This is a genomic window from Brevibacillus borstelensis, from assembly GCF_037834415.1.
In the GTDB taxonomy this organism is placed as follows: domain Bacteria; phylum Bacillota; class Bacilli; order Brevibacillales; family Brevibacillaceae; genus Brevibacillus; species Brevibacillus borstelensis_A.
The window spans coordinates 57,754-70,681 of the sequence record NZ_JAUMSJ010000002.1 but is presented as its reverse complement, the minus strand read 5'-3'; the positions used below and the strand labels follow the sequence as shown (position 1 = coordinate 70,681).

Below are 12,928 nucleotides of genomic sequence, written 5' to 3'. Positions count from 1 at the left end.
AGGATTGCGGATGGCTCCCATGCGAATTACCGGAATGGCTTCCGGGCTAGATACAGAGAAAATGATTAAAGATTTGATGAAAGCCCAACGAGAACCAGTCAATCGGCTGATCAGAAAAAAGCAAACTGACGAGTGGAAGCGCGATACCTATCGTGAAATGAACAAGCTTCTCGATGAACTGAGAAAATCTGTGGATTCCGTTCGATACTCTTCCAACTTTAGGAAGAAGCTCGCTTTTTCGGAAAATGACGGAGTCGTGTCTACCAAGGTCTCGGGTATTCCCCAATTCGCTACGTACTCAGTCAAGGTCGAAAAAATGGCGAAAGCGGAAAGCCCGGCAGGCGTTTCTATCGGACTCGAGAATGTGACTGACAAGAGTCACGCGCTTGGGGCAAAAGGTACTCTAACAATTAACGGCGTAGACATTACAATTGATGTCAATGATTCCGTTTCAACCATTAATGAAAAGCTGGCAGAAAAGAGTGCAAGTGATAAAAATGCTTTGATTGAAGCAAGTTTAGTGAATGGATCGCTGGTTTTTACTTCCAAGGCCGGAGCGGAACTAACCGGAATTGATCTGAGCGACTCCACTAGAAACAATAAATTTTTCTCTGTAAACTTTATTGCCGATGCTGGTGAGACCAGCGGCAAACTGAAGATTAGCGGCAGTGTGGATTCCTCCTTGCGCACCGAGGGGGAAAAAGGCGTCGTATACATTAATGGAATAAAACTTGAAATGACCACCAATGTGGTGTCGTTTGACGGGATCGACTTTACCATTAAGGGAGATAATGGCGGTTCTCCGGTCAACATTAATACAAAAACCGACGAGGATGCCATTTTCAACCAGATTAAAGGGTTTGTGGACAAATACAATGAAGTGATAGAAAAGATCAATGCAAAAATTTCTGAACCCAGATACAGAAGCTACAAACCGCTGCTGGACGAAGAGAAGGAAGCATTGCCGGAAAAAACGGCAGAAAAGCTGGAGGCAATGGCCAAGAGCGGTATTTTGTTGCGTGACCCGATTTTGAAATCAGGCCTGGATCAAATGCGTTATGCCATTAGCGCGCCTTTGAAGGGGAACGGTGTCAATGAGAAATTTGATACCTTGTCTGAAATCGGCATTGGCGGTCCACCGAGCGGCAAATATGCTTATCAAGAGAACGGAAAGCTTCATATAAATGAAACAAAGTTGCGTGAAGCGATTAGTAATCATGGGGAAGATGTACTGAAGCTGTTTACGAACCATAGTAAAAGTGAAGACCCTGGGACTAAATTCAACGAAAGCGGTATCGCCGAGCGTCTCTATTCCCAACTTACCAAAGTAATGGATAAAGTGACAAAAGAAGCCGGCAGCTCAACGGTAACGTTTGACGACAGTGTTATCAGTCGCAGCATCAGAAATACGGATAAGGAAATTGATCGATGGGAAGACCGTCTCAAAATGATCGAAGACCGTTACTGGAAACAGTTTTCGGCAATGGAAAAGGCGATGTCCAAGTTTCAGTCGCAAGGCAACTGGTTTGCGCAAATGCTTGGTCAAAAATAACAGGGAGAGATGCAGATGTTACATAATGCTGCTCAGACCTACCAGTCCAATCAGGTAACGACGGCTACTCCTGGAGAATTGACACTGATGCTGTACAATGGCGCGATCAAATTTATCAAGCAAGCAAAAAGTGCCATGGAAGAGAAGAATGTAATAAAAGCTCACGAATTTTGCCTGAAAGTACAAAATATCTTGTACGAACTGCTTTCAACATTAAACCAGGACTATCCTATTTCCAAAGAACTTGCAAAGATGTACGAGTACATGCTTCAGCGGACGATTGAGGCTAATATGCGCAAGGACGCTTCCATATTAACAGAAGTGGAAGACTACTTTGTCCAATTCCGGGACACCTGGAAAGAAGCCATGCTGTTGGCAAAAAAGCAGGGTTAAGGAGCATTAGCATGGCGATGGATATGGATGCAATTGTAAAACAGATGCTCCAACTGACAACTCAGTTGGAGCAAACCGTGTCAAATAGTGACAGTGAGCCAGATGAGTGGCTGTTGCTGCTAGATGAACGGCAAAAACTGATGAAACAATTAGATGAAGGAATTCTGACAGGTGAAGTACTGTCTGATGGCCAAAAAATGTTGTTAGTCCAGATTGATGGCATAAACCAGCGAATACAACCTGTTATGTTAGAACGGAAACAAGGTGTAGAAAAAAAGCTTAAAGAGATTCAGCACAGCAAGACGGCTGTGGACGCCTATCATGAGGCTGGTCCAAGCGCATATGGAGCTTTTTTTGACTCTAAGAAGTAAAATGATCTACCTCTCCTGACGGGATTCGAAAACATTCCTGCGGAGAGATAGATTTTTTTATTTAAGTAGGATCTACAAGGAGTGGGAAAAATGAATAAAATGACTCCTTCAGAAACGATATTATTATAATAGGGATTAGCCATTTATCCGATAATATTTTTATAAGAGGCATCATTCTAGCATTTATCCGCGTTATCCACTAAAGAATGATTTTTAGTTATTCTAAACAAAGGGTACCTAAAATGGACAAAAAGCAGGGAGGACATCGAGTGGAGAAAATTCGCGGTTTCACAACAACCCGCTGAGCAAGAAGATGATATTAGAGCTAGTGTTGGAAACGCATAACAAAAGGCACATTACTGCCTTTGACGAACTTAACGATCCTACATTCCCTGGAGAAACCCTGGCATTAATGGAGGTTATGCCGCATCCGTCGCACTAAGTTTGCTACTGGGCCTTCGTATATTATTCTCGAAAGAGTATTGGAAGTGCAATTGTCATCCGTTTACGTGAACGACATGCTTGGTATGAGATAATGAAATGAGTTTTCTGAACTTTACTCAAATAATCCCTATCTTTCTGTAAAAGTCTCCGGAAAACTGAAAGGAGAATCTCTTGAAAGACATTGCTATTATGTACCATTATGTCCAGACACCAAATCTTCGGGGAATTGTCCCGCTTGATCCCAAAGATTTTGAACTGCAAATCGAATGGGTGACCAAGCAATATGAGGTAGTTTCTCCGGATGATCTAACGAAGCCCCATGGTCAAAAGCCCTACTGTGTACTCACATTTGATGATGGTACGAAAGACCAATACGAAGTGGCTTTCGAAATCCTTCAGAAAAAGGGCCTCCCAGCATATTTTACTGTCATGTCGGGCCCGCTTGAGGAGCGATCTGTTCCTATTTTCCATCTGATTCATACTGTTTTATCGTACTATTCCGATGAAGAAATTTGGGAAGAGTTATCTACTAGATTTGACGTAGAGACTGTACCCGGCCAGAGCAACTATTACTCCTATGAGACATACCTGCCCAGACGTTATAATAAATATGCTCTAAACTTCCATTTACCCGAGCAACAAAGCAGAGAATTCTTAGAGGAGAAAGCCGTTTCCGTCTTTCACTCCTTTGAGAATTTTATCAATAGCTACTATATCAACGAGAGTGAATTTATCAAGATGCGCCAGGCCGGTATGACATTGGGCGTTCATGCAACGCATCATCGACCTTTTATAGGGGACGCTCAAGCTTTTTACGACAGTGAAATTGAACCATGCAGGCAATTTATGCGCGAAAAGCTTGGCGTTGACGCCAAATGGTATACCCCGGCATTTGGTGGCGGTAATCAAGCGGAACGAATGATGAAAGAGCTTGGGGGAATTTTGGAGCATCATGGGTTTGTAGGAGCTTTTACGACAAAACCTGGATTAAATAACGGCCTTGATTCCTTTTGGCTTCACCGTTACGATTGTATTTCTCTACCACCGAGGAGTGAAGTTCCGTGGAAGTAAGATTGTTTCGCCGGGACGAGACAGATTTGCTGCAGTTATCTATTGATACGCTTTGGGCGAAAAATCATGTCCTCAGCAGGGATAAGCAGCTCCTAAATTACATGTTCTATGATAATCCGGTGAGTCAGGAGATATTTGGTGAGGAAAACTATGGGTTTCTCGGGACATGGTTAGATGGAAGGCCAATAGGCTTGATGGGACTGATGGCCTTTGATCTAAATGTGAAAGGAATGAAGAAATTCGGGTTCGCTCCAACCAACTGGATCGTGCCACCAGAGTATCGGCATACAGGAGCAGGATTACTGCTTATGCGTGAGATGTTCAAGTGGAATCCTTCGGTAGTATTAAATTTAGGAATTACTTCAAATGTAGCAAGAATGTATACCGGGATGGGTGGATATCATGTATTGCCTGATGTTCCGCGTTGGATAGGGCTTCTCCAAAAAAGGAAAACAGCAGAGATGTTGCTTAATGGTGATGTGAAGTTCTTGCGTTTTTACCAGGAGATTACAGCTGTATACAACCAAACAACCTACCACGTAGAAAGGCGATTTGATCCCGAGAGATGGAACGCATGTTACTGGGCTACGTTTGCCAAACGAAGCATTGGTTTTGCCCGGGGTGCTTCCTTCATTAACTGGCGATATTTCCAGCATCCTTCGTTTACGTATCAATTGTTTACTTGCATGGACGATAAAGGAAACTACCAGGGTCTCATGGTGTTACGTATCGAAAGTATCCTTGGAGGCCAGGCGAAAATTGGTCGGCTCGTCGAGTTTATGGCAAATGATCAGGATAGCGCCATTTGTTTGGCGAATAAGGTAGTTGAAATAGGAAACGAAAACGAGCTATTGTTTATCGACTTCTACTGCTTTTCATCGATCAGCTCCTGGGGATTGGAGTCGGTCGGTTTTAAACGGGTACTGAAAAGCGAGTCAGATAAGCTTGTGGTTCCTACGCGTTTTCAACCGATTGATTTAGAAACTACACATATGATGGCAGCACTGTATGTAAGCAAGGATGTACAAAAAAAGATCAGCTTGATCGATGACCAAGCCTGGTATATCACCAAGGGTGATGCCGATCAAGATCGACCAAATTAGCTGGAGGGACATCTAATGACCAACAAAGAATTATTAAAAAAAGCATTTGTAGAAGCATTGAACTTATCGCCCGAAACCGATGTCGAAGCATTGCAGTATAACAGCATCCCGGAGTGGGACTCTCTTGCGCATATGGCACTTATCTCTCAATTAGATGAGGCCTTTGACATCATGTTGGATACTGAGGATGTCATCGATTTGAGTTCTTACCAAAAGGCTGAGGAGATTCTCGTCAAATATGGGGTAACTTTCCAATGAAAGGTCTGTTGCATGATAAAGTGATCCTGGTTACTGGGGCAACAAAAGGAATTGGCCGACAGATCGCTGTAACGTTTGCTAAAAACGGCTCACATCTTGTCATAAACGGGCGTAATGAAGAAACATTAACGATTTTGCAACAAGAATTGATGGAGACGTATTCCGTTCAAGTAATTGTTGCTCCTTATGATGTTCGGGACAAGGATAAAATAAAAGAAACATTTACAAAGATTAAAACTGATTTTGGTCGTTTGGATGCCCTTGTCAATAACGCTGGAATTCTTCAGGATCGGCTTCTGGGTATGATCGATGCAAAGATGATCGAGGAGACGTTCGATACAAATCTTACAGCGATGATCTATCATATGCAATTTGCTTCCCGCTTCATGACCCGCCAAAAGAACGGCAGCATTGTAAACATAAGCTCGATAATCGGAATGAACGGCAACGAGGGACAAGTCGTATACGGCGCAAGCAAAGCGGGAGTCATCGGGGCAACGAAATCAGCAGCAAAAGAGTTAGCTCCCTACAATATCAGGGTCAATGCGATCGCCCCCGGTTTTATTGATACTGAAATGGCCAGAAGCATCCCCGAAAACAAATTTGCCGAACGCATGGAAAGCATAAAAATGAAACGGATAGGGACCCCGGAGGACGTAGCGAACACCGCTTTGTATCTCTGTTCGGACTTGTCCAGCTACGTGACTGGACAAGTGATCGGTGTCGACGGAGGGATGACGATCTGATGTTTTGGGATATTCCTGCTGACGATGACGCTATTTTGCTCATTGACTCGGAAAAAGATCAAATACTGACGTTCCAAGCAGTCCAAGAGAAGGTGGAAGAAGCTGTCCATCTTCTTTCGTCTTATTCTGAAAGAAAAAGTCTCGGTTTTCTTTATTGCGATAATTCGCCGGAATCGATCATTGCTTATTTGGCCGCTCTTCAGAAACGTGACGCAGTCTTACTGCTCAACGCCGGTCTGAACGATGAATTGAAAGAGCAGCTTGTCCAGACATTCCAGCCAAACTGGGTCTTCACGGAAGAAGGCTTTTGCAAAAGAAACGTCGCGGAATCGTTGGATATACATCCGGATTTGGCAGTACTGCTAAGCACATCCGGAACGACAGGCGGAAGCAAGCTGGTGCGCCTGTCCTATGGAAACTTGCAGGCCAATGCGGAATCCATCGCAAAGTACTTGCAAATTGACCGGAGTGAACGGCCGATTACTTCATTGCCGATGGCTTATTCGTATGGGTTGTCGGTCATCAACAGCCATTTGACAAAGCGGGCGTCCATCGTGTTGACCAATCAAGGGGTCATTTCAAAAAGTTTTTGGGACAGCTTTCACAAGTTCTCGGTGACATCGTTTGCAGGAGTACCACACACCTACAAGATGCTGCACCGGCTTCGCTTCGACCGGATGACGCTGCCCTCGCTCCGCTACTTTACGCAAGCAGGAGGACGTTTGCCAATTGATCTGGCGGAGTATTTCCACGATGTTGCCGAAAAAAACGGTCATAAGTTTGTGGTCATGTACGGACAAACGGAGGCGACAGCGCGGATCAGTTATATTCCCTATGAAAGCTTGGCGAATAAAAAAGGGACGATTGGCGTGCCGATCCCCGGAGGTCATCTCGCCTTGGACAAGGAAACTTCCGAACTGGTCTATCAGGGACCAAATGTGATGCTCGGGTATGCCCATAGCCGCGAAGATCTGAAAAAGGGCGATGAACTCCACGGCATTTTGCGTACGGGAGATCTGGCCGAGGTAGATGATGACGGCTTCTACACCATCATCGGGCGCAAAAAGCGCTTTATTAAATTGTTCGGGCTGCGGGTCAACCTGGACGATGTTGAGAAAATGCTGGAGAAATCGTTTTCGCTTCCCGTGGCTTGTACTGGTGATGATGACCGGTTGGTTATTTTGATTGAGGGAGAAGACGACCAGGATCTCTTGCGTAAAGCGATTGTGAAGGTACAAGAAATGTACAAGATCCACCATTCCGGACTGAAGGTTCACTTTTTCCGGCAATTTCCCGTCCTGCCTAACGGCAAAATTGATTATGCCAGGTTAAAAGAAGAGGTAGACGCATGATAGAACAATTGCTTACCCAGGACAATCCATATCGTTTGGAAAAGGAAAGAAAAACCTCGATTCTTTTACACGAACTGAATCAGCTCACTTGTTTTCATTCCGAAAATTGTCACCCATATCAGCAGATTCTGCACAAAACTGGCACCGATCCTTCGGCAAGTAAGCTAGAAGACGTACCGTTTTTGCCCGTTCAGCTTTTTAAAATGCTGCCGCTGTATTCGATCCCGCAGGAAGAACATTACAAAGTTCTCACATCCAGCGGGACGACAGGCCAACAAGTATCGCAAATCTTTATCGATCAGGCGACAGCGCAATTGCAGTCGCGCGCGCTCAATGTGATCGTAAGAGATTTTCTGGGCACGCAACGGCTTCCCATGATTATCGTCGATACTGACATTATGAAAAATCGCATGAAGTTTAGCGCTCGAACAGCGGGAACGATCGGATTTTCTCAGTTTGGGAGAAATCATTTCTACCTGCTCGACAGTGAAATGAATATCGATTGGGAGAAGCTTCGCTTGTTTTTGGAAAAGCATGAAGGCCAACCGAAGCTGCTCTTTGGCTTCACCTTTATTATTTGGGAATACTTGCTGCAAGCTTCACGGCGATCAGGAAAGACAATAGATTTGTCTGGAAGCGTACTGATACACGGTGGCGGCTGGAAAAAACTGCAGGAGCAGGCAGTTGACAATGAAACATTTAAACGATTGCTCTATGAGTATTTTGGCATCGGCCGCGTATACAACTATTATGGAATGGTCGAGCAGGTAGGCTCGATTTTCATGGAATGTGATGCAGGGCATTTGCACACACCTGATTTCGCGGATGTGCTGATTCGAAACCCGGAAACATTGAAGCCCGCTGTAATCGGAGAGACAGGCTTGATACAGGTATTGAGCATTTTGCCAAAAAGCTATCCGGGGCACAGTCTGTTAACAGAAGATGTAGGCGTTTTGCTTGGCGAGGATGACTGTCCGTGCGGCCGGCACGGAAAATACTTCCACGTCCACGGTCGTATCCCCAGGGCAGAACCGCGCGGATGCAGCGATTCATTTTCGAAAGGTTAAGAGGTGAGTGACAGTGCAGATTGTAGCTCCGAGCGTTTACACATCGGATCAATGGCGGGAGCGGGTACTACAACTAAAACAAGCAAAACCTTTGTCCACTTTTTCGGAGATCACTATCCAGTTTCTCGATACATTGTCCAAGCAGATACTTTCCGATCGCAGTATGCGTGAATATCCGGAGTTGATGGCGTGTGCGCACTGGTTCAGAAAAGCCCATCTGTTGGAGTTAAAGAAAGAATACGAAGCATTTGCAGCCCAGCGTATTTTGAAGCCTAGAGGGACGGTTCTGCATTTTGCTCCGGCAAATGTTGATTCCATATTCCTTTACTCGTGGATTCTCTCGATGCTGGTGGGAAACAAAAATATTTTGAGGTTGTCGCGCAGACATAATGAACAAATGGAAATAGTGCTTCAAAGATTGAATCATCTGCTGGCTAAAGAGGAATACCAACCGATTGCCGAGCGGACGTTGCTGTTGAAATACGATCACGAAGAGGAATACACCCAGTTTCTCTCTGAGCATTGTCACACCAGAGTAATCTGGGGTGGGGACCAAACGGTCAAAGCCATTCGCGCGATCCCATTGGCGACCAATGCCACGGAACTCATTTTTCCTGATCGTTATTCAAAAACGATTTTCCATGCCGGGAAGGTTTTGCGGTGCAATGATGATGAGCTTTCCCATCTAGCCAAACAATTTTACAATGATGCGTTTTGGTTTGGACAAATGGCCTGCTCTTCCCCCCGTGAATTATATTGGATTGGAAATTCTAAAGAGTGTTCCGTAGCCATGGATCGTTTCTGGATGAAGCTGGACAGCGTTGTCAAACAACAAGGATATGAAAATCCGGTTGCGATTGGAATGACTCGGCTGGCAACCGCATTTTATTTCGCTACCCACTCGCATGCTTCGAATGTGCAGCTTGCCTCCATCCATGAACCGCTTCGTGTACAAGTAGTTGGAACTACGGAAGAAATGCGGGAAATTCACTGTGGCGGCGGACTGTTTTTAGAGCGGAACCTGAATGAGCTGACTGAAGTGCCCGATTTATTGCATGACAAGGATCAGACAGTGACCTACTTTGGATTTGACAGAGAACAATTGATTGAACTGATTGACATGATACCCAACGCGGCGGTCAGTCGGGTTGTCCCCGTTGGTCAGGCGTTGCAGTTTGGAACGGTATGGGATGGATTTTCGTTCTTTCTGCATTTCACCAGAGAAATTACATTAGCATAGTCAGGAGAAGATGGAGCAAAGAAACGGATCATCAGTGGAAACATCCTCTTCAAGATCGATGTAACCCCCAAAATCCATCAGTTCGTCTTCTTCAGCAAAGCCAGCCTGGTCAAAAAGGCTGGCTTTATGCATCCACTAATTTGAAAAGTCCTGCCTTGGCTGGTCTGGCTCAAATCAGATATCCGTCATGGCCGATGGCAATTATACCGCCGGAAAGGTAAACTCCCCGTCGCATTCTGTCGATAACTAAAGAGAGAAAGCTGCGCGCGATCCCGAGGGAGAGATGAACAATGAGAGTGAACCAACCCGCCTCTGCCAACCCAATTCAGCCCACTATGGGTGTTCAAATACAGGAAAACAAAGGAGAAGCCCAAGGGAGATCGCTTGCCAACCGGTCTGCCACAGCTGGCGGCCAGCCCGACGTATCCAGCGTCTTGCCCGGCCTTGGAACCGAACCTACGCCGGAAATGAAGCAGTCCGCAAAGATTCTCCTCGATGGCGGCATTGCCCTGAACAAGCAAGCGGTTCAGGATTTAAAGGAGTTCATGGGGAAAGCCCCGGGAAGCCTGGAGCAAAAGCTGGAAACAGTCCATGCCTTGGCCGATAAAAAGCTGGATGTGTCGCTCGGGCAGCTGAAGGCTGTCCACGAAGCGCTGCACGGAAAGCCCTTGACCGGAGCTCTGAATGAACTGGCCCAAAACAGTGCAACGAGTTCGGATACAGCGACGGAATTTCAAGAAAGCTCATTTAGCGAAAAGAGATCGGACTTCGAAAAGACTGTGCAAAAAATTCGCGAGCAAATTGCCAATAGCCCGAAGGTAAATGCCGAGCTGGCGGAGAAGCTGGGGAAAGTTCTGCATGAAGCGGTACAGCTGCAGCAGTCGGGAAAAGAGGGGGAAGCCCGTCTTCTGCTCATGAAAGCATTTGCTCAGCTAAACGATGCGGACGGCTCCTTGACGCCAGGTCTGCTGTTAGCGGGACAAAGCCCCGCGCTTGGCGGAATGCCTGAAGCAGCGGTTTTCACAGCAAACCCGGCGGAGCTTCTCGCAAAGCTCAAGGAAATGGTAAAACAAGAAAGCTCTCTGGAGCAGGTGCTTTTGAAGTTTCGCGAGCAGTTCCGCACTCTTCCCCAGGTAAACCGCGAGGCGGCGGAAGCGGTTGAAAACGTGCTTGTCCAGGCTGTCTCCCTGGAGAAAATAGGCTGGGACCGGCTGGGGAGGGAACAAATGCTCAAAACGCTGGATCAGGCGGGAGACGCTTTGTTCGGGAATGCTCCGTTGCCGCTGGAAGCGGATGGTCCTGCCTCCGGGGCGGGATTGGTGTACGATGATCAGGCCGAGCTGCAAATGGCCTCATTCCTGACCACAAAGGATTTGGTCGTGACGGAAATTACGCAAAAGCTGAGTCAGGCGGCAGCGAACTTCCAAAGCGTGAAAAGGGAGATCGTCCGAAACATCGACCATATGCTACAAGTTGCGGAAACAAATAAAGGGAACATTTCGGCCGGAGTCAAACCGCTTTTGGAAGCAACCATCGATCAGCTTGACAAAGCGATTTTGAAAAGCGAAATGATGATGCTGACGGATATGGAGACAGAAAAGCAGCTGATAAAAGCCAGCGGCGAATTGGCCGAAGCCAGAAGGTTCCTGGCTAAAGGGGAAAACGCTCAGGCGGCAGTGGTATTAAAAGGGGTCCAGGCAAAGCTGGACGCGCTAAACTGGAGGCCGTCCGATGTCAGGATCCAGCATTTTGCGACTGGTCAAAGCATTTTTGCGGACAAAGTGCCGCATGCGTCCCGCCTGTTTCCCCAGATCGCGGAGGCAGCCCAGCATTTTCAAAATCATCCGCCCTCTGCCCGCAACACGTTTGAATTTGTCCGTTCGCTCGGATTGAATTATGAAAGTGAGCTGGCACAGTCGCTAACAGATCGTCATCCGGGAGAACGGGGCCAGGGCCAGGAGAATCTTCACCAGAACCTGAAGGCAGCGCTCCTGCAGCTCGCCAAAACAGGCGAAAAAGGCACGGCCTCCACCAATGGCGGTCAAGCGGTGGAGCAAGCGCTGCAAAACATTACGGGCCAGCAGCTGCTGAGCAAGCCGGATGCGGGCAACCAGCCCCAAAGCATGTTTATGCAGCTGCCGCTTCTGCTTCAAAATGGGCTCGAGAATGTAAAGCTGTACGTCAATTCAAAAAATGAGGGCCAAAAAGTAGATTGGGAAAACTGCAGTCTGTATTTTTTGATCGAGACAAAAAAGCTGGGCCCAACAGGTATTCACATTACAGCTGTGGAGCGGAACTTGTCCATCACGATTAAAAACGATCAGCCGCAAATTCGGGAGCGTCTGGATTCGCTTGTAGCCGCATGCAAGGAAAATTTGGCTGAGATCGGTTACAATATCGTAGGGGTGTCATTTGCCAAGTTTACCGAGCAGAAAAAAGAAGAGCAATTGCCGCCAGTGCCAGATGCCGCTGCAAACGCCACGCAGCCAAGCGAGTCCAACCCAGCAGCGAAAGGGTTTGATTTAAAAATATGATTCGCAAGTCTTTCAATCAAAAGCAGAGACAAGCTATAAATGGCCCGATGGCTGCGGTTATACGCTATGATCAAGAAAAGGATTTCGTTCCTACCGTCATCGCGCAAGGAAGAGGTCACCTGGCTGAAAAGATCATCTCGATGGCAAAAGACAACGATATCCCTCTCCAGGAGGATTCTTTGCTCGTAAAGAATTTGATCGATATGGACCTCGGGGAAAATATTCCCCCGCAATTGTATTCGGTGGTGGCAGAGATTCTTTTGCTCATCGAGGAAATGGAAAGGTATAATCAACGATAATGGGCGAGACAGACCAGATGCTGACAGAAAGGTACGGATATAAAAATGGAAGTAAACAAGATCGGGCAAATATCCGTTGAACAACGAAAATCCAAGCAGGATGTACCAGCGGATCGCGTGGCGTTTTCGGAGCTGATGAACAAGGGCCGGCAACAATTGAATACCGAACGGCTTCAGAAAATGATTTCAGAAATCGAAGAACAGGGAAAAATTCTTGCGGATACACGCACTGTAGGCGATCTCCGGAAGTTTAAATCACTGGTAAAAAGCTTTCTCGACGACGCAGTGAAAAACGGACTGAGCCTCGAGGAGCAGCATGGCTATAATCGGCGAGGACGGTCCCGTATTTTCAAGATTGTCAAGGAAGTGGACAAGAAGCTGCTTGAGCTGACGGATTCCGTCTTGAAAAATCAGGAGCCGGGTTTGCGTATTTTGGAACGCGTTGGAGAGATCAAAGGTTTACTAATAAACACGTATGCGTAGTAGCTCCGATATGTA

General features: G+C 46.5%; 13 protein-coding genes. All 13 read left to right on the top strand.

All coding sequences use genetic code 11. From position 1 onward, the window contains the following. Window positions 1–10: 10 nt before the first annotated feature. The 13 genes from fliD (at window position 11) to Q3F21_RS02140 (ending at window position 12,913) form a co-directional block, all read left to right on the top strand. Window positions 11–1,552 carry a flagellar filament capping protein FliD gene (gene fliD / locus Q3F21_RS02200; protein WP_340249723.1) on the top strand — a complete coding sequence of 514 codons (1,542 nt, stop codon included), beginning with the start codon at window positions 11–13 and terminating at the stop codon, window positions 1,550–1,552. Window positions 1,553–1,567: 15 nt separating this feature from the next. Continuing rightward, the gene (gene fliS / locus Q3F21_RS02195; protein WP_340249721.1) at window positions 1,568–1,945 is read left to right on the top strand and encodes a flagellar export chaperone FliS; all 378 of its coding nucleotides are present in this window, start codon (window positions 1,568–1,570) and stop codon (window positions 1,943–1,945) included. Window positions 1,946–1,956: 11 nt separating this feature from the next. Continuing rightward, the gene (locus Q3F21_RS02190; protein WP_340249719.1) at window positions 1,957–2,316 is read left to right on the top strand and encodes a flagellar protein FliT; all 360 of its coding nucleotides are present in this window, start codon (window positions 1,957–1,959) and stop codon (window positions 2,314–2,316) included. A gap of 615 nt (window positions 2,317–2,931) precedes the next feature. Continuing rightward, a complete protein-coding gene (locus Q3F21_RS02185) occupies window positions 2,932–3,831 on the top strand; it encodes a polysaccharide deacetylase family protein (RefSeq protein WP_340249717.1) in 900 nt (299 codons plus the stop codon). Next, a complete protein-coding gene (locus Q3F21_RS02180) occupies window positions 3,822–4,934 on the top strand; it encodes a hypothetical protein (RefSeq protein WP_340249715.1) in 1,113 nt (370 codons plus the stop codon). Before Q3F21_RS02185 ends, Q3F21_RS02180 begins: the two co-directional genes overlap by 10 nt. Before the next feature lie 15 nt (window positions 4,935–4,949). Continuing rightward, the gene (locus tag Q3F21_RS02175) at window positions 4,950–5,192 is read left to right on the top strand and encodes an acyl carrier protein (protein ID WP_340249713.1); all 243 of its coding nucleotides are present in this window, start codon (window positions 4,950–4,952) and stop codon (window positions 5,190–5,192) included. Beyond that, entirely contained in the window at window positions 5,189–5,938 is a 750-nt protein-coding gene (locus Q3F21_RS02170; protein WP_340249711.1) for a glucose 1-dehydrogenase, read from the top strand. The genes Q3F21_RS02175 and Q3F21_RS02170 overlap by 4 nt, the downstream gene beginning before the upstream one ends. Further along, window positions 5,938–7,290, top strand: a complete 1,353-nt coding sequence (locus Q3F21_RS02165) for an AMP-binding protein (RefSeq protein WP_340249709.1) — start codon at window positions 5,938–5,940, stop codon at window positions 7,288–7,290. The genes Q3F21_RS02170 and Q3F21_RS02165 overlap by 1 nt, the downstream gene beginning before the upstream one ends. After that, the gene (locus tag Q3F21_RS02160; protein WP_340249707.1) at window positions 7,287–8,357 is read left to right on the top strand and encodes an acyl-protein synthetase; all 1,071 of its coding nucleotides are present in this window, start codon (window positions 7,287–7,289) and stop codon (window positions 8,355–8,357) included. Before Q3F21_RS02165 ends, Q3F21_RS02160 begins: the two co-directional genes overlap by 4 nt. 13 nt (window positions 8,358–8,370) lie before the next feature. After that, the gene (locus tag Q3F21_RS02155) at window positions 8,371–9,597 is read left to right on the top strand and encodes an acyl-CoA reductase (RefSeq protein WP_340249704.1); all 1,227 of its coding nucleotides are present in this window, start codon (window positions 8,371–8,373) and stop codon (window positions 9,595–9,597) included. 290 nt (window positions 9,598–9,887) lie between these two features. Continuing rightward, window positions 9,888–12,131 (top strand): hypothetical protein, encoded by a 2,244-nt coding sequence (locus Q3F21_RS02150; protein WP_340249702.1) that lies wholly within the window; start codon window positions 9,888–9,890, stop codon window positions 12,129–12,131. Next, the gene (locus Q3F21_RS02145; protein WP_340249700.1) at window positions 12,128–12,430 is read left to right on the top strand and encodes an EscU/YscU/HrcU family type III secretion system export apparatus switch protein; all 303 of its coding nucleotides are present in this window, start codon (window positions 12,128–12,130) and stop codon (window positions 12,428–12,430) included. Before Q3F21_RS02150 ends, Q3F21_RS02145 begins: the two co-directional genes overlap by 4 nt. A 45-nt stretch (window positions 12,431–12,475) precedes the next feature. Then, window positions 12,476–12,913: a YaaR family protein gene (locus tag Q3F21_RS02140; RefSeq protein WP_340249698.1), complete on the top strand. Its 438-nt coding sequence runs from the start codon at window positions 12,476–12,478 to the stop codon at window positions 12,911–12,913. Window positions 12,914–12,928 lie beyond the last annotated feature (15 nt).